This is a genomic window from Chitinimonas arctica (genome assembly GCF_007431345.1).
Classification (GTDB): domain Bacteria; phylum Pseudomonadota; class Gammaproteobacteria; order Burkholderiales; family Chitinimonadaceae; genus Chitinimonas; species Chitinimonas arctica.
Map to the genome: position 1 here is coordinate 2,871,272 of NZ_CP041730.1, position 18,225 is coordinate 2,889,496.

8 protein-coding genes and 1 pseudogene are annotated in these 18,225 nt (G+C 63.9%); 6 read left to right on the top strand and 3 right to left on the bottom strand.

What is annotated here, in order from left to right:
• Window positions 1-116 precede the first annotated feature (116 nt).
• Window positions 117-956 (bottom strand): ChbG/HpnK family deacetylase, encoded by an 840-nt coding sequence (locus FNU76_RS12950; protein WP_179958106.1) that lies wholly within the window; start codon window positions 954-956, stop codon window positions 117-119.
• On the opposite strand from FNU76_RS12950, the gene FNU76_RS12955 reads away from it, so the two are divergent.
• Complete coding sequence (locus FNU76_RS12955) at window positions 955-2,670, top strand: phospholipid carrier-dependent glycosyltransferase (RefSeq protein ID WP_179958107.1); 1,716 nt, start codon at window positions 955-957, stop codon at window positions 2,668-2,670. The two genes, FNU76_RS12950 and FNU76_RS12955, sit on opposite strands and share 2 nt — an antisense overlap.
• A 25-nt stretch (window positions 2,671-2,695) precedes the next feature.
• On the opposite strand, the gene FNU76_RS12960 is transcribed toward FNU76_RS12955, so the two are convergent.
• Complete coding sequence (locus FNU76_RS12960) at window positions 2,696-3,652, bottom strand: glycosyltransferase family 2 protein (protein ID WP_144278590.1); 957 nt, start codon at window positions 3,650-3,652, stop codon at window positions 2,696-2,698.
• A gap of 833 nt (window positions 3,653-4,485) precedes the next feature.
• Between FNU76_RS12960 and FNU76_RS24595 the strand changes: the two genes are divergently transcribed.
• Together FNU76_RS24595 and FNU76_RS12970 are read left to right on the top strand one after the other, a co-directional pair.
• Window positions 4,486-4,626 (top strand): hypothetical protein, encoded by a 141-nt coding sequence (locus FNU76_RS24595; protein WP_223879010.1) that lies wholly within the window; start codon window positions 4,486-4,488, stop codon window positions 4,624-4,626.
• Window positions 4,623-5,306: a hypothetical protein gene (locus FNU76_RS12970; RefSeq protein ID WP_144278592.1), complete on the top strand. Its 684-nt coding sequence runs from the start codon at window positions 4,623-4,625 to the stop codon at window positions 5,304-5,306. The genes FNU76_RS24595 and FNU76_RS12970 overlap by 4 nt, the downstream gene beginning before the upstream one ends.
• Window positions 5,307-5,489: 183 nt before the next feature.
• On the opposite strand, the gene FNU76_RS12975 is transcribed toward FNU76_RS12970, so the two are convergent.
• Complete coding sequence (locus FNU76_RS12975) at window positions 5,490-7,763, bottom strand: TonB-dependent receptor (protein WP_144278593.1); 2,274 nt, start codon at window positions 7,761-7,763, stop codon at window positions 5,490-5,492.
• 178 nt (window positions 7,764-7,941) lie between these two features.
• Between FNU76_RS12975 and fes the strand changes: the two genes are divergently transcribed.
• The 3 genes and pseudogenes from fes to FNU76_RS12990 all read left to right on the top strand — a co-directional run bounded on the left by fes (window position 7,942) and on the right by FNU76_RS12990 (window position 18,210).
• Window positions 7,942-9,249 carry an enterochelin esterase gene (gene fes, locus FNU76_RS12980; protein WP_144278594.1) on the top strand — a complete coding sequence of 436 codons (1,308 nt, stop codon included), beginning with the start codon at window positions 7,942-7,944 and terminating at the stop codon, window positions 9,247-9,249.
• 65 nt (window positions 9,250-9,314) lie between these two features.
• Window positions 9,315-9,526 (top strand): annotated as a pseudogene (locus tag FNU76_RS25435) (MbtH family protein).
• An 83-nt stretch (window positions 9,527-9,609) separates the two neighbouring features.
• Window positions 9,610-18,210 carry a non-ribosomal peptide synthetase gene (locus tag FNU76_RS12990; RefSeq protein ID WP_144278595.1) on the top strand — a complete coding sequence of 2,867 codons (8,601 nt, stop codon included), beginning with the start codon at window positions 9,610-9,612 and terminating at the stop codon, window positions 18,208-18,210.
• Window positions 18,211-18,225: the final 15 nt, after the last annotated feature.

Below are 18,225 nucleotides of genomic sequence, written 5' to 3' on the forward strand. Positions count from 1 at the left end.
CACCCTGCCAGCATAGACCAGCGACATGGCAAGGGCACGATGCTCTTGGGGGGATGGCAAGCACCATTCCCACCCACGGAACTTGCCCGCAATGGCTCCTTCCAAGCCCGCCGCCGCTAGTTCAGCGGGGCGGCGACCAGAACCCGGCCGTGTTCGGTCAGCATGGCCGGCCAGGCTGCACTGGCAAGACACGCGAATTCAACCCGCCGGGCCTGGCCAATGGCGTCATCCGTTTCCGCTTGCTTGGCCGGATGGCACATCAACAGGCCGTCGTCCGGCAGGCTGCTCAGCCAGTGGGGCAGGCGCTCGGCAAAGCCATCCTGGGGGCGCAAGGCATAGAGGCCGGCGAATCCGCGATTGCCGGACCAGCCCAGCGCGGCCGCCTGGCGGCCGTGCCCGGTCGCGCCCATCATGGAGAGGGCGAGGCGTTTAGCCAGCGGCGCGGGGGTATGGATCTCGGCCAAATTTCTCAGCCAGGGACGCTGTGTGTAGCGCCGTGCCAGGACATCGAACAATTGCTCGCGAATGACCGGAAACAGATGGATATGCTGATGGCCGTCCACAAAGGCAGGCGCTGCCGCCATGACCCGCTCGTAGCGGTCCAGCTGCCGCTCCAGCGCGGTACGGACCAGGCTTGCAGCCAAAGCACCGCAGCGTGCCGCCAACATCAAGCGGCCCAGCGGCATGCCGGCCCGGCCGGGAAAATCGGCGGTCAGGTCGAAATGCAGGCCGGCGTGCTTTTGCCAGCCTCGCTCGCGCAGCGCCGCGCCATCGACCGGCCAGCGCGGCGAGTCGCTCATGCAGGAGGTAGCACTGATACGCTGCAGGGCCAGCAGTTCGAGGATGGCGGTCGAGACGGCCGCGTTCGTAGCAAAATCGTCGGCACAGACGATCAAGCGCCGGGCCGCCGCCGTTGCGCCCCTTCGGTCGGTTTGTTTCACTGCGGGATCCGTCATGCCTGATTTTCGTAAACGTTTGCCGCGCGACATTTGCCTGTTGCTCTTGCTCTTATTGCCCTATTTCCTGGCCCTGCTCGCTGCACGGCCCTTGAATGTGCCGGACGAAGGCCGCTACCCCGAAGTGGCGCGGGCGATGCTGCTCAGCGGCGACTTTATTACTCCGAAAGTCAACGGCGCGGTGTTCCTCGACAAGCCGGCGCTGTACTACTGGCTGCAAGCGCTCAGCTACCAGGTACTGGGTGTGGGCACGGCTTCCACGCGCGTCATGCCGGCGCTGTTCGGCGTGGCGGGTTGCCTGCTGGTCTTCCTCGTCGGCCGGCGCCTGTTCAGCCGCCGTGCCGGCTGGCTGGCGGCCGGCATCCTGGCCAGCTCGCCGCTTTATTACATCGCCAGCCAGTATGCCAACCTGGACCTGGAGGTGGCGATCTGGATCAGCGCCGCGCTGTTCGCCGTGCTGCTGGGACGCCAGGCGCCGCCAGCCAAGCGCCGCCGCTACTTTATCGCGGCTTATCTGGCCGGCGGTTGCGGGGTACTGACCAAGGGCCTGATCGGCGTGGTCCTGCCCGGGTTGGTACTGGCAGGCTGGCTGCTATGGCGTCGGCGCTGGCGCGAGCTGCCGTCCTGGCACCTGGGCTGGTCCTTGCCGCTGGTGCTGCTGGTCTGCTTGCCCTGGTATGCGGCGGTGCAGGCGGCCAACCCCCAGTTCCTGCATTACTTCTTCGTCTTCCAGCAGTTCGAGCGTTATACCGCCGGTGGGTTCAATAATGCCTTCCCGTGGTACTTCTACTTGCTGGTGCTGGGCCTGTTCGTGCTGCCGTGGTCGCTCTGGTTGCCGGCGGCGCTACGGCGAGCCTGGCAGCGGCGTACGGAGGCGGACGAAACACGCCCGTTTCTATTGGTTTGGCCTGCCCTGATCCTGCTGTTCTTCTCGCTACCCGCATCCAAGATCGTCAGCTATATCCTGCCGGTGCTGCCGCCGCTGGCCTTGCTGTTGGCGGCTTATTTCGACGAGCAACTGAACACGGCCGGTGTCCCGAAGCGCTTGGCCATGCTGGCGACCGTGGTCCTGGCCGGGGCCGGCGGACTGCTGCTGTATGCCATCCCTTCCCTGCAGGCACGCTATCCGGCCGCACCCCAGTTGGCGCCGTGGCTGGCCTTGCTGGCCGGCGTGCTGTTGGCCGGTGCGTTGCTGCTGGCCTGGGGAACCGTGCGCAAGCGGCTGGACCTGGTTTTGTCAGGACTCCTGCTCGCAGCGGCCGGAACGGGCTGGTGCGTGAATATCATCGTCGGACGGGTGGATGACCAGACCAGCTGGCCGGTGGCGCAGGCGCTGAAACCCCACCTGAGCGAGCAGGCCTTGCTGATCAGTTATCACGACTACTACCAGGACCTGCCCATCTATCTCAATCGGCGCGAACCCATCCATGTGGTGGACAACTGGCGCGACCCGACACTGGCCGGCAAGGATAACTGGCGCCGTGAATTCCATTACGCCTTGGGATGGCAGCCGGAAGCCGCCGCATGGCTGGTGGGCGAGGAAGGATTCGCCAGCCTGCTGCGGCAACAGCGGCCGATTTTCGTGGTGCTGGCGGAGCCGCTGGCCGATGAGGTGGCGCGCCGGCATGGCTTGCGCGTACTGTGGCGCGGCTCGGGACGGGCCATCCTGACTCGTTCGACGGCGGGGCCGGTACACCCGGTGGCGATGCAATAGAAAGCTACCGGCCGCCGTGCGGCGATCATGTCTCGTCGGTTTCTTCAAAACCTATTCGTTCCGATACCAGGTAGATGGGCCGCCGCTTGACCTCATGGAACACGCCGGCCAGATATTCGCCCAGCACACCGATGGAAATCAGCTGTACGCCGCCCAGGAACATCAAGGCAGCCGCCAGTGTCGCCCAGCCCGGAATCTCCACCCCGAAACGCAGGGTGTCGATGATGATCCAGGCGGCGTAGGCCAGTGAAAGCGCCGAAATAAAGAAGCCCACCACGCTCCAGACGCGCAGGGGAATATCGGAAAAGGACAGAATGCCGGTCTGCGCCAGTTGCAGCAGTGCGCGGATATTGAAAGCGCTCTGGCCGCTATTGCGCGTCTGCACGTCGAACGGCACGGCAATCGAGCGATAGCCCACCCAGGCATACATGCCCTTCATAAAGCGGGCCCGCTCCGGCATCGACTGCAGGCTGTCGATCACCTTGCGGTCCAGCAAGCGGAAATCGCCGGCATCGGCCGGGATATTCACGCTGGAGAGCCAATTCATCAGGCCATAGAAAGCGAAGGCGCCGGTCCGCTTGAGACGCGATTCATCGGCACGCGACTGGCGCACGCCGTAGACCATGTCGTAGCCCTCGCGCCAGCGCGCCAGAAAGGCGGGAATCAGGGCCAAGGGATGCTGGAAGTCGGCATCGATCAGGATGACCAGGTCGCCCGACACATGGTCCAGCCCGGCGGTCAGCGCCGCCTCCTTGCCGAAATTGCGCGACAGGTTGATCAAGCGCAAGGGCATGCCGGATTGGCAAAGGTCGGCGACCACGCTGGCGGTGTTATCGCGGCTGCCGTCGTTGACCACGATGATTTCGCACCGGGACGCCAGCGGTTGCAGCGTGGCCCAAAGCGCCAGCAGGAAGTCGCGAATCCCTTCGCCTTCGTTATATGCCGGTACGACGCAGGAAATGTGAGGGTTGGCGGAATGCAAGGTACACCTGTGGAAATAATGATTGCCGACAGCTGAATTATTTATAGACGGCTATCGGTTTCGATATTGGGCGTATGCGTTATCCGGCATGCGGCGTGCAAATCGCTTTATTACCGATCGGTTACATTGCGCGCGGACGGGCGATGGAATGGCCGATACCCGGCCACCGGCTCGGTATGGGCGGGACGGACCTTGCCCGCGGCTGCCTATGCGCTTTCCGCGGCGGTCGGAACTTGCCTTGTCACTGTCTAAGCCAGGATTCGGCTTATGCGTCCTGGGTATCCAGACCGGATCGTGCCGGCAAGGTTCCCGTTGCGGGCCGACATATCGCAATGTACAGACCTGCAACGATAGGACTTGCCGAAGCGAAGCGGGGTGAAGTGTGGGGCTGGAGGGGGCGGCCGTGCTGGCATTCGGCTTTTCCGTGAACGACAATTCCCGGTATTTTGCGAAAGAAAATTGAGTTGGAATTTGGGAATATAAATTCTCGGAAAATATACTAAGTGGAATTGATTATGCTGGCTGAAATTTCGAAAATATTCTTTCCACGAACAAATCCGAGTGCCGCTTCAAGGAGTGGGAAATTACACGAATCTACACCTTCGGTCGAGATTGAGAATCGGGGGAGTTTTCCGGATGGTTCTCGCAACCTATTCCGACCCCCTTCCGTGACAGTGGCGGATAAAGGCTGCGATAAGGTGGGGATGGGGGGGAGCCCATCGAGAAAATCCGCATCCAGACACATATCTGCCCCCGAATCTACGGCAGTACCGTATGGCTCGGGAAAGTCAATTGCGGGCATTCAATCGGGGAGAGCTGTCCCTGGCGCTCATGTGAGCAAGGGGCAGAAGGCGCTGGAAATCGATGTGGAGGCTGGCAATTCTGAAGGCAATGAACTGCTTCATGAGTATTTTAGTGAATTGCAAAATAATGGTGTAAAAAAATCAGCATCGAAGGAGTGGATTTTCAGGTGAAGTACATAAATGACGGCAAAGATAAATGGTTGGTCCGCGTGGGCGACCTTAAAAGGGAGTTGCACAAAAAACACGCGGAGGCAGACTCGTGGACGACGCTCAGCGCCAAAGTTGCCCGAGAGCAAGAAATATTGAGCAACTGGAAACCGGGCCGAGAAATATCCCCAAAGGATGTTAATCTCGTCGATGCGATGCGGGCGGGATTACAATTGGCAATGATGGATTTCGAAAAAAATGAGTTGCTGAAGAATCGGAGAGAAAGTATCCATATTAAGCTGGGTGAATTGCGAGATGCGCTGAAAGGTGCCTTGCCAAAGCAACAGCCATATGCTTCGCCTGTTAAAAGGGTGTTTGTACGGATTTGGGGATGGCTGATGTCGCCATTCAGGCCTGCCCTCATAACGTTTAAACATGAAAGGGATGAAATTTGCAAGATCGCTTCGGATATTATCGCTTCGAATATTGCACAGGAAATTAGTTTGGCAAAAGCAGCGATTGATAGTGGCAACAAGAAATGGATTGCGGAAAAATCGGCACATCATGATCGGCAGGTATGGCCATTATCGAAGGAAGATAGATTTATTTGTACTGCGAATGCCTCCGACGAAAAGTCGATTAAAAAAGCGAAAGCGCTTGAAGGTGAGCTGAATCAAGCGTGGAAGGCAATGTTCCCGAGCTAGCCTAAAAGGATTTGGTGGTTGCGATACTGCGCTGAATAATTTAAATGGCATTCGTTCTGGGTATATAAAAGAAAGCAGTTGAATTGCTTCCAATTGCTGCGCTATTGAAAGTGTGACTGCAAGCTGAAAACCTAACCGCGCTCACCGGCAATCACCGCCCGATGAGCGCAGTCCGGTCATCGATCAGAACAGATAATCGACCGTCACGCCCATCGTCCTGGGCTGTCCTACCTGGGCCAGGGTCGCGGTCTTCAGGAACATCACATTCCGGTTGGTCGCGTTCTTGACGTAGGCACGCACATTCCAGGCGGCACGCTGGTAGCCTGCATTGGCATCGACCAAGGTGTAACCGCCGGCCTTGAACTGCTCGTTATTGTCGATCTCCGAGTAGTACTTGCCGGTATGGGTCAGGTCGCCGCCGAAGTACCAGCCGCCGTCCAGGCGTTGCTTGAAGCCCAGATTGGCGGTGAACCTGGGTGCATAGTTGAAGTGATTGCCGGCGATAGCGGGATTGGCGGCCGGCGCGGTGTTCACCTTGGTATGCAGCCAGCCCAGCGAGCCATGCAATTCCAGCTGGCGGGTCACCATGCCGTTGGCGCTGACTTCCAGGCCATGGCTGCTGCCCTTGGGGATATTGACGAAGCGGCGGTTCAACAAGGCCTGGTAATCGTCGTAGCGATTGATGAACAGATTGGCGTTCAGGTTCAGGCGCTTGTCCAGCAACTGCGAGCGGGTGCTGAATTCATAGGTGCTGACCTCTTCCTTGCCGTACTGGTAAAACTCGCTGGTGATCCAGTCCACGCTGCCGCCGCCGGCGTTATAACCCTTGCGGGCGGTGAAGCCCACGGTGGTTTCGGGCGTGGCTTTGTAGCTGATGCCGAACTTGGGCAGGAACAGGGTTTCGGCGATATCGGTCTTGACGTAGCCGGTCCAGGGCTTGCCGGGCCAGGCGGTGACATCGCGGTTCTGCTTCTCGCGCTCCACGCGGCCGCCCAGGATCAGGTCGAGGCCGTTGGCTATAGTCAGGGTGGATTCGCCGAACAGGGCCAGGGTCTTGACCTTGTCGTCGCCGACGAAGCCGTCCGGTGCTGCATTCAGGTCTTGCTTGCGATCGTAATAGTACAAGCCGACCACGCCGCTGAATGCGCCGCCGTTCGGGTCATAGACCAGGCGCGATTCCAGCGTATTGCTCTTCTCATCCATCTTCAGCGAAAAACGATCGGCGCCGGTTTCCTTGAACTTGGCGTCGTAGTCGCCGCGACTGTACTGCAGGTGGCCGGTGAGCGCATCCGAGAAGCGGTAGCGTACATCGGTGCTGACCGTGGTGTTGCTGGAATCCTGATAGCGGGTATTGGAGGCCAAGCCGCGGAATTGATAAGCGGTGAAATCACCGTCCACGGTGTTGAGGTATTCGCCCTTCTGGTCGCGGCGCGACAGGGTGAGCTTGGCCGACAGACCTGGTGCGGCCTTCGGTTGCCAGAGCAGTTTGGCACGCACGCTGCTGCGGCGGATTTCGGACGGGTCCCACGGCCATTCGCCCGGGTAATTGATAAAGCCCTTACCGCGCAAGCCTTCTGCGGTGATACGGAAAGCCAGTTCGTCTTCCACTAGCGGGCCGGACACCATGCCCGCCAGGAGCGCCTTGCCGCCCTTGTTTTCGTAACCGGCCCGTACCGCGCCTTCGCGATGGAAGGTCGGATCATTGGTATTGACGACGATGGCGCCGCCTATGGTATTGCGGCCTTGGGTGGTGGATTGCGGGCCGCTCATCACTTCCATCTGGGCAACATCCCACAGGCCGGAATCGACATAGCGCTGGCCGGACCAGCTTTCCGATACGCCATCCACCGACGTGCTGACCCGGGGGCGGGCGCCGGAGATAAACGAGAACACGCCCGTCGAAGGGCCGGTGCCCGCTACGCCACGGATATTGGGGATGCCGGCGCCATTGGCGGTAACGTTAGGCGCGCGACTGACTACTTCATAGACCGAGCGCGATCCGCCCACATCCACGTCGCGGCCGCGCAGCACGGTCACGGCGGTGGTGGTTTCCTGCATGGAGCGGTCGATCTTTTCGCCGGTGACGGTGACGGCCGCCAGGGCGCCTTCCGCTGCGCCGACCTTGAAGCTGCCGTCCTTGTTGGCGGTGGCATGCATGCCGGCATCCGCCAGCAGCAAAGCCAACGCGCCCTGCGGACTATGGCTGCCCTGGACGGCCGGACCATTCAGGTTCTTCACCAAGGCTTCGTCCACCAGCAGGGCCTTGCCCGATTGCTGGCTGAAAAGTTTGAGCTGGTCAGCCAGTCGGCCGGCTGGAATCCGATAGTTCTGTGCTGCCGAAGTGGTGGTTTCTGCCGCATGGCTGGCGGGGACCAGCGCCATGGCGCTCAGACAGGCCAGGCTCAGTTTGCTGGCCAGCAGAAGGGCGTTGCGCTTGCGCGTACTGCGAATGTCCATCTGTTTCTATCCCTGTGATTTGGCACGTTGGCGGGCAACGTATTTTCAATGTTGAATACAAATGATAATATTTCTCATTATTGTGCGCAATGTGATCCGCATATTTCCTATGCGTCACGCATGAAGTGATGCGTTTTTGTGCAAGGCGCTGCATGCCTTTCCAAGGGATAGAGGGGGAGTGATTTTGAACTCAGCGGCATCCGAAACGGCAGCCTGGCTGCAAGCGCTGGAAGTGGGCAGCGAGCGATGGTGGCAAGCCGTCGCCGATCGCGGCGCACCTTTTTGCGAACAGATTACCGAGGATACGGTCTGCGCCACCTTCCTTTGGCGCGATCCACAGGGCGGACCCAAGCAGTCGAGCACCCTGCGGGTGTTTATCGACGTGAACTCGGTCACCAATCACCACAGCCTTGAACCGGCCTCGCTGACCCGCATCGGCGAGACCGATGTCTGGTACTGGCAAGCCGTCCTGCCAGCCGACTGGCGTGGCAGCTACCTGTTCATTCCGGTCGGCGAAGCGAACCTGCCGCCGTCTCCGGTGGGCGAGCTGGATGTGCAGCGCAATCGTCATCGGCAATGGTGGCGGGCCGTACTCGACCACGCTCAGCCCGATGCACTCAACCCGCGCCGCCCCCATGCCAGTGCCTGGGGTGGCGCCTTATCGGCGCTGCACCTGCCGCAGGCGCCGGACCAATCGGCATGGCAGCAGGTGGACAGCGGTCAATATGCCCAGCCAGCCACGCTGCGGACGCTCGACTGGCACAGCGAGCTGCTCGGCAATCGGCGTCGGATCTGGATCCATGCCACCGGAGCGGGCCTGGACGAGGCGCAGCGCCGGCAGCGGCCGCTGGTTCTCTTGCTGGATGGCCAGCATTGGGCCATGAGCATGCCCATCTACTCGGCGCTGGACAGCGAAACCGCCGCCGGCCGGCTGCCTCCCGCCGTCTATGTATTGATCGATGTGATCGATGGCGCGCGCAGGCAGGAGGAATTGTCCTGCGAGCCCTTGTTCTGGCAGGCGGTACAGGCGGAATTGCTACCGAAGGCGGCCGCCATTGAACCGTTCAGCGACGAAGCCGGCCACACGGTGGTGGCCGGACAAAGCCTGGGCGGCTTGTCCGCCGCCTATGCCGGCTTGCACTGGCCGGAACGCTTTGGCCGCGTGCTGAGCCAATCGGGCTCATTCTGGTGGCCCCACGTCAATTTGCTCGATGCCCCGCCCGGTCAGCCCTGTCCACGCAAACCCGGCAGCCGGGGCCGGCTGGCCGAGCATCTGGCGGCCGGCAAGCTGGCACAAGGTGGACTGCGCGTGTTCATGGAAGTCGGCAGCCGCGAGGACGTCATGATCGATGTGAACGACAGCCTGCACGAAGGCCTGCGCCAGGCCGGCCACGAAGTCCATTACCGCCGTTTCGAAGGCGGGCACGACTGGTTGTGCTGGCGCGGCGGCCTGCTGGATGGCCTGTCCTGCCTGCTGGCCCCGTAGATCTGCCCGAATACATTGCAAAGCCACCCCTGGCGGGTAGGCAATCCATATTAAGGAGAGAAACCATGAGTACCGAAGCGCAAAACCCGTTCGATGACGAAAGCCTGAGTTTCCTGGTGTTGGTGAACGAGCAGGAGCAGTACAGCCTCTGGCCCACCGTGGCCGCCGCACCGGCCGGTTGGCGCACCGTTCTGGGCCGGATAGCCGCGCCGCCTGCATGGACTACCTGGACCGCAATTGGACCGATATCCGGCCAGGTCAGCTGCGCAGCGCGTAAAGCGCCCTACGCAGCGATCAAAGTTCATTTACTTCTTTGCCGGCCCAGCGGGGCCAGGTATCAGCGGTCAAGGGAAATACATTGTGTTAAGTACTGCCAAGTTGCACACGCCATCCGCCACCGAGTTGGCGCTTCCACTGCTCGGTTCCCAGTTGGGTATCTGGCTGGCGGACCAGATCGGTGCGCCGGGGAATGCCTATACCGTGGCGCACTATATCGAGCTGGCCGGTCCCATGGATATTCCCTTGCTGTGCCAGGCGATTCGCCAGGGCCTGGCCGAGGCCGATACCCCCTTGGCCCGCTTCGCCGATACCCCGGCGGGGCCGCTGCAGTTCCTGCCGCAGGGTATTCAGGCGGCGGACCTGCCCGAACCGGCTTGCCTGGACCTGCGCGGTGAGGCTGATCCGGGTTTGGCTGCCCAAGCCTTGATGCGAGCCGACCTGGACCGCCCCTTGGCCGCCGATGCCGAGGAGCCGCTTTATCGGCATATCCTGCTGCGTCTGGATGAACAGCGCTGGCTTTGGTACCAGCGCTATCACCATGTCTGCGTCGATGGCTATAGCTTTGCCGCGCTGAGCCGGCGCATGGCCGACATCTATACCGCGCTGCGGCAAGGCCGCCCCGCCGGCGATAGCCCCTTCGTCTCCTTTGCCCGCGTGGTTGCGGAACGGCAAACCTACCTGGCCTCGGATGCCTGTGCGCGCGACAAGGCCTTCTGGCAGGAATACGCGCACACGCTGGCCATGCCGGTCAGCTTGTCCAGCCGCGAGGCGCGCGCGGCGCAAAGCGTGGCCAACACCGAGGTATTGCGCCATAGCCTGCAATTGGATGCCGATCGCTTGAGCCGGGCAGCGACGGCGTTGCCGGGACCCGCGCTCAGCGCCGCCGAGATGGCGATGGCCGGCCTGTTCGCCTACCTGGCGCGCATGAGTGGTGAACGCCATATCGTGGCCGGCATTCCGTTTATGCAGCGTATGGGTTCGGTGGCGATACGGGCGCTGGGCCCGGTGGTCAATGTGCTGCCGCTGCAATTGGAAGTGGATACGGCACTGAGCCTGGCCGAGCTGGCGCAGCGCCTGGCCGCCGAGTTCAAGCGGATCCGGCGGCACGAACGCTATAGCGCCGAGCAAATGCAGCGCGATATGGGCCTGATCGGCTCCGGCCGCGCGCTCTATGGTCCCACCATCAATCTGAAGATCTACGAACAGGGCCTGGACCTGGCCGGGACGCCGGGCAATACCCGCCTGTTGGCGGCCGGCCCGGTGGAAGACCTGGAATTCGGCCTGTGGCAGGTCGATGGCGTGCTGACGGTCGAATTGGCGGCCAATCCGGCCCGTTACAGCGAAGCGGAACTGCAACTGCATTGCCTGCGCCTGGAAGGACTTTTCCAGGCCCTCCTGGCGGACGGGCAGCGCGCCATCGCGGCACCCGAGCTGTTGGGCACGCTGGAACGCGGCCAACTGGCCGCGTGGTCGCAAGGCACAAACCTGGCTGCGCCAGCTGCTGTACGCACGGTGCTGGATATCTTCGCGCAGCGCGCCGAAGGCGTGGGACAACGCGCCTTGGTTTGCGATGGGGCGGAACTGGATTTTGCCGCGCTGACCACGCGCGTCGCGCAATTGGGTCGGGAATTGCTGGCCCAGGGCGTCTCGGTCGGCAGCGTGGTGGCCATCGCGGTACCCCGCGGCATCGATAGCGTGGTCAGCCTGCTGGCAGTGCTGTCGGCTGGGGCCGCCTATCTGCCCCTGGACCTGGATTATCCGGCCGAGCGCCTGGCGCTGATGCTGGCCGATGCCAAGCCGGCCCTGTTGCTGACCACGGTTGCCACGCAGGCCCGCCTGCCGCTTGGCGTACCACGGCTATGCCTCGATGAGGCGGCCGTATGCAGCCGCCTGGGCGCCCATGCCGGCACGACGATCAGCGATGCCGAGCGCAGCGAACCGCTACAGGCCGCGCACCTGGCCTATCTGATCTACACCTCCGGTTCCACCGGCACGCCCAAGGGCGTGATGGTGACCCATGGCGGTTTGCTCAATCTGCTGCTTTCGCACCAGGCCGGCATTTATGGCGACACGTTGGCACGCCTGGACGGCCGGCGTCTAAGGGCGGTGCACAGCACTTCCTTCTCCTTCGATGCCTCCTGGGAACAACTGATCTGGCTGTTGCTGGGCCAGGAACTCCATCTGTGCGACGAAGAACTGCGCCGCGATGCCCAGGCCCTGGTGGCGCTGGTGCGGGCGCAGCGCATCGACGCGGTCGATGTGCCACCCTCCATGCTGCAGCAATTATTGGCCTGTGGCCTGATGGCGGCCGGACAGCATCACCCCGTGCTGGTCATGACCGGTAGCGAGGCGGTGTCGCCGGCCCTGTGGCGCGAGCTGCGCCAGTATCCGGATCTGCAGGTACATAACTTCTACGGCCCCACCGAATACACGGTCGATACCTTGAGCGCGGCCGTCGCCGTGGCGACCGAGCCGGTGATTGGCCGGCCGCTCGCCAATACCCGTATCCATGTACTCGACAAATCGCTGCGGCCGGTGCCGGTCGGCGTGGTGGGCGAACTCTATATCGCCGGCCCCGGCCTGGCGCGCGGCTACCTGGACCGCCCGGCCATGACGGCAAGCCGATTCGTGGCCGATCCCTTTGCCGACGGCGAGCGGATGTACCGCAGCGGCGACCTGGTGCGTTGGCGTACGGACGGCCAGCTGGAATTCATCGGCCGTGACGATCAGCAGATCAAGGTACGGGGCTTCCGTATCGAGCTGGGCGAGATCGAACATGCCCTGGCCACCTTGGATGGCGTAAGCGACGCGGTGGTCCTGCCCGAGGCGGTGGGCGGCAATACCCGCTTGAACGGCTATTGCACCCTGGCTGGAGTAGCGTCGGACGAGTGGGATGCCGAAGCGGCGGGCGCTGCCTTGTTGGCCCAACTGGCGGAAGTGCTGCCCGACTATATGGTGCCGGCCAGCCTGCGCGTGCTGCCGGCCTGGCCCATGACGGTCAACGGCAAGATCGACAAGCGTGCCCTGGCCGCCATGGCGCCGGCGCCCGTCCGGCGCGGCCGGGCCGCCGAGGGCGAGGCGGAGCGCCTGGTCTGTGCCGGTGTCGCCAGCGTATTGGGCTTGGCCGAGGTCGGCGCCGACGACGATTTCTTCAACCTGGGCGGCGACAGTATTTCCGCCATGAGCCTGGGAACCGAATTGCGTCGCGCCGGCTTTCTGCTGCGGCCGCGCGATATCTTCGCGCAGCGCTCGCCCGCCCGCATGGCAACGGTATTGCAAGCCCTGGCGACCAAGCAGGACGACCATGCCGCCCTGGACAAGGGCGGTGAAATCGGGCGTTTGCCCATCATCAGCTGGTTCGCCCAGCACCATGGCCTGGAGCGTCGTTTCGCCCAGGCCGTGCTGTTGTCCATCCCCACCGAGGTCGAGGCGCGCCATCTGGCGCTAGCCCTGCTGGCCTTGCAGCGCGCGCATCCGGTCTTGCGGGCGCGGGTGGCAGGCGGGCAACTGGTGGTGGCAGCCATGCCGGCCGAGTTGGATGCGCGCATCCTGCACGAAGCACCAGGCCAGCCGGCCGATCCGGATGCGCTGTTCCAGGCGGCCGCCAAGCGCCTGGATCCCGCCAGCGGCTTGATGATGCAAGTGGTGCGTTTCCAGGCCGACGGGCGCACCCGGCTGCTGCTGGCCATGCACCACCTGGTGGTGGACGGCGTGTCCTGGCGTATCCTGCTGCCGGAACTGGAAGCCGCCTGCCTGGCCGCGGTAGCCGGCGCGACGCCCATGCTGGCGCGGGAAGACCTATCGCTGCGGGATTGGGCACAGCTGCTGGCCGAGGAAGTGCCGGCCCGCCGCGGCGAACTGGCGCTTTGGCGTGGCATCCTGGCCGAGCCGCAGGCGCCGCTGGCAAAGGGCGCGCTGGACGCGCAGCGTGACAATTACGGGTCGGCCGGACAAGCGCGCACCTTGCTTGACCAGGCCTTGACCGAGGCGATGTTGCTGACGTTGCCGCAGGCCTATCGCGCCAACGTCGAAGAAATCGTGCTGGCCGCCGTTGCCATGGCTTGCGGTGAAGTCTTCCAGGCGCCCGGCCTGCGCTTCTCGATGGAGTCGCATGGCCGTCAAGCCATTACCGAACAGGTGGACCTGGGCCGCACGGTCGGTTGGCTGACCGCCGAGTACCCGGTCGCCTTCGACCTGCATACCGCCCTGGCCAATCCGGATAGCGGTGCCGAAGCGATACGCGCCATCAAGCGCGCAATGCGCTGCATTCCCGATCGCGGCCTGGGCTACGGCGTATTGCGCTATCTCGACGATGAGCATGGTCCGGCCCTGGCCGCGCTGGAGGCGCTCAACCGTCCGCCCGTACTATTCAATTATCTCGGCCGTTTCAATGGCGGTAGCGGCGACTGGATGCCGCAACGGGCAGGCGGCTGTTTCGCCGACAGCTTCGCCGTGGACGTGGACCCGGCCATGCCCTTGCTGCACGGCATGGAAATCAATGTCTTCGTCGAGGAAACCCGGCAGGGACCTGCCCTGGCCATCAACTGGACCTGGGCGCAAAGCTTGTTCGATGCCGATATCGTCGACACGCTGCATCAACGTATCGCCCACCATGCCGCCTCGCTGCTGCGCTTCGCCACGGCCAACCCAGCGGCGGCGGCCGACACCCTGGTGGCGGCGGAAACGCAACTGGGCGGTGGCCAGACGCTGGACGATGCCGCGCTGGGCCAGCTGTGCCATCGCTATGGACCGCTAGCCGCGGTACTGCCGGTATTGCCTTTGCAGGAAGGGCTGCTATTCCATGCCCAACTGGGCGAGTCGGCCAGCAAGTACAACTCCATTACCCGTCTGGATTTCACCGGGCCGGTGGTGGAAGAAGGCCTGCGCGACGCGCTGGAAGCCGTTTTGGCCCGCCATCCGCAGTTGGGCGCCTTGTTCGACAGCGAACTGCGGCGCGAGCCGCTGCAATTGCTGCCGCTGGCCACGCGGGCCGAGCGCCGCTGGCCCTGGTCCCGTTGCAGCCTGGCCGGCGTGCCGGAAGCGGAATGGGCTGAGCGCCTGCATGCCCTGGAGCGCGCCGAGCTGGATCGCGATTTCGCCATCGGCGCCGCTGATGCCGGACCGCTCTTGCACGCCCTCCTGGTCGAGCTGGACGGCGACCGGCACGCCCTGTTCCTGACCGCCCATCACCTGGTGGTGGACGGCTGGTCCACGCCCATCCTGTTGCGCGACTTCCTCAAAGCCTATGGCGACGGACCGCAGAGCCTGCGCCCGACCCGCGTGGACTATCCCACCGTGGTGCGCGCCCTGGCAGGCCGCGACCTGGCCGCCGCGCGGCAGGTCTGGCGCGAGGTCCTGGCGGATGTCAAGCCCACCCTGCTGTTCGAAGGCGCCACGGCGGCGCCGGCTGTGCATGAGTTTGAATTGGTGGTGCCGAAGGACTTGGAACAAGCCCTGGCGGCTTGCTACCGGCAATATGGCTTGACCCTCAATACGGTCATGCAGGGAGCCTGGGGGGCCTTGCTGTCCATTCTTACCGGCCGTGACGACGTGGTATTCGGTTCGCCGGTATCCGGCCGTTTCAGCCCGGTGGACGGTATCGACGAACATATCGGCTTGTTCAGCAATACCATTCCGGTGCGGGTGCGCCTGCAAGCTGACTTGTCCTTGTGGGCACAATTCGCCGCCGTCCAGGCGCAGCAGATCCAGTTGCTGGAAAACGATGGCCTGGGACTGGGCGAGATCCAGCGGCTGGCCGGTGCGCCGACGCTGTTCGATACCCTGTTGGTGGTCGAGAACTACCCCGACCAGGACGACCTGCATGCCCGCGAATACCAGGGGGCCCGTTTGGGTGCGCTGCGCAACCGCGGCCATACCCACTATCCGCTGACCATCCTGGTGCTGCCGGGCGAGCGCTTACGCCTGTTGATCGAGTACCGCGACCTGGTCCGCGAACCGGCGCAATTGGCCGAACGCCTGCTGATGCTGCTGGAACATCTGGCCTATCGTCCCGAGCAGCCGTGGTCGGATTTCGTGGGGCAGACCCAGGCCGAACAGGCGCTGATCGTCGCGACCAATGCCACCGGCCGTGAGCTGGCCCCGCTGACCCTGCGCGATATGCTGGTGACACAGGCACAGCGCACCCCGTCGGCGCCGGCCCTGCTGGATGTGGCGCATAGCCTGAGCTATCGCGAAACCCGCGCACAGGTGGCTGATCTGGCGGCACGCATGCGGGCTGACGGCGTCGGCTTGGGCGATATCGTCGCGGTAGCCCTGCCGCGTTCGGTTCAACTGAGCCTGGCATTGATGGCGACGCTGGAGCTGGGGGCGGCCTATCTGCCGCTGGATACCGGCTATCCCGACGAGCGCCTGGCCTATATGGTGGGCGATGCCAAACCGCGCCTGATCGTCACGACCTCGGCGCTGGCCGAGCGCTTCGGCCCCCTGGGACGCTTGCTGCTCCTGGATGAACTGCCGGTCCTGGCCGACGGCGCGGCGACCGGCGACGGTCCGGCCGTTGCGGGCCTGACGCCCGATCACGCCGCCTATCTGCTCTACACCTCGGGTTCCACCGGCCGCCCCAAGGGCGTGTTGGTGTCCCACCGCGCCATCGTCAATCGCTTGGCCTGGATGCAGCATGAATACGGACTGGACGGTAGCGACGTGGTGCTGCAAAAGACCCCGTGCAGCTTCGATGTATCGGTGTGGGAGTTCTTCTGGCCCTTGATGTACGGTGCCCGTCTATTTATGGCGCCACCGGAATCGCACCGCGATCCGGAGGCGCTCCTGGGCTTGATCGAGGCGCATGGCATCACCATCGCCCACTTCGTCCCCTCCATGCTGGCGGCCTTTGTCGGTTTCCTGCGCGCCGACCCGCAACAGCGTGACGCCGCCTGCGCCAGCTTGCGCCATGTGTTCTGCAGTGGCGAAGCACTGTCGCGCGAATTGGCGGAACTGTACGGCCGGCATATCGCCGCGCCGCTGCATAATCTGTATGGCCCGACCGAAGCGGCCGTCGATGTCAGCTACAAGCCGGCGGCGGAACACGACGCCGGCACGCGCCTGGCCGCCAGCGTGCCGATCGGGCGACCGGTCTGGAACACGCAATTGCGCATCCTCGACAACTATCTGCGGCCGGTGCCGGTGGGCGTGGCTGGCGAGCTGTACCTGGCCGGCGTGCAATTGGCCCATGGCTACCTGGGCCGCCCCGATCTGACGGCCAGCCGTTTTGTCGCGGACCCCTGGGGCGACGGCGAGCGCATGTACCGGACCGGCGACGTGGTGCGCTGGCTGCCGACCGGCGATGTCGAATACCTGGGGCGCAGCGACGACCAATTGAAGATACGCGGCCAGCGTATCGAGCTGGGCGAGATCGAAACCGCCTTGTTGGCGCAAGCCGAGGTGCAGGCCGCCGTCGTGGTTGCCCGTACCCTGGGTGCCCGGCCGGATGACATGGCCGGTGCCGATGCGCGCCAACTGGTGGCTTACGTGGTGGCGGCCGATCCTACGGCGGAGCTGGATACCGCCGCGCTGCGGCAGGCCCTGGCGGCCGGCTTGCCCGCCCATATGGTGCCGGTGGCCATCGTCTGCCTGGCCGCCTTCCCGCTCAGCGCCAACGGCAAGCTGGACCGCAAGGCCCTGCCGGAGCCGATGGCGGTGAGCGGCGCCAGCGGACGTCCGCCTCGGCCCGGCATGGAAAGCCAGATCGCTGGGGTCTTCGCCCGCACCCTGGATCTGCCGCAAGTGCAGGCCGAGGACGACTTCTTTGCCCTGGGCGGCCATTCCTTGCTGGCCATGCGGCTGGCGGCGGAGTTGCGGCGCGAGTTGGGCCAGCCGGTATCGGTGGGGCAGATCATGGTTTCGCCCACGGTCGCCAAGCTGGCGGCGGTGTTGTCCGACGCCGGCATGGCGGCGGATCCGGCCAATGCCGGATTCGGCGAGGTACTGCACCTGCGCGCCGGCGCCGGCAAACCGCTGTTCTGCATCCACCCCGCCTCCGGTTTTGCCTGGCAATACAGCGGTTTTTCCCGCTACCTGCCGGCACACCTGCCCTTGGTGGGATTGCAGTCGCCCCGTCCACACGGCGCCATCGCAGCCAGTGCCGACATGGTCGCCGTGTGCGAACAGCACCTGGCGACACTGCGCACCATCCAGCCGCATGGACCGTATCACCTGGTCGGCTACTCCCTGGGCGGTACGGTGGCGCAAGCCTTGGCGGCGCGGCTGCAGGCGCTGGGCGAGGAAGTGGCCTTCCTGGGCTTGTTCGATACCTATCCGCCGGAAGGACAGGATTGGAGCGGGCCGACCGAAGAGGAAGCCCGCGCCGAAGTGGCGCGCGAGCAGGAGCAGTTCATGACGGCAACCGAGGCCGCCGCCGATGCGTTCATGTTGCGCGAGAAGACCGAGATGTTCGGCCACATTGTCGCCAACTACCAGGACGCGGTGCGGCTGCTGTCGCAAGCCGGCACGCCCCGCTTTGCCGGCGAAGCGGTACTGTTCGTGGCCAAGCGCACCCTGCCGGCCGGCATGGATGTACAGCAGACCTGGGCGCCCTTTGTCGATCGCCTGGTGACGCACGAACTCGATTGCGCCCATGAGGACATCGTGTCGCCCGAGTCGCTTGAAGTGCTGGGACCGTTGCTGCGGAAGGTGTTGGAGGAAGTGCCGACGCTGGGTAGCTGATTGCTTGGTTCGCGG

Excerpts from the sequence above, each read along its gene's own strand:
- FNU76_RS12950 (WP_179958106.1), bottom strand. The coding sequence starts at position 956 with ATGACGGATCCCGCAGTGAAACAAACCGACCGAAGGGGCGCAACGGCG.
- FNU76_RS12975 (WP_144278593.1), bottom strand. The coding sequence starts at position 7,763 with ATGGACATTCGCAGTACGCGCAAGCGCAACGCCCTTCTGCTGGCCAGC.
- FNU76_RS12955 (WP_179958107.1), top strand. The coding sequence starts at position 955 with ATGCCTGATTTTCGTAAACGTTTGCCGCGCGACATTTGCCTGTTGCTC.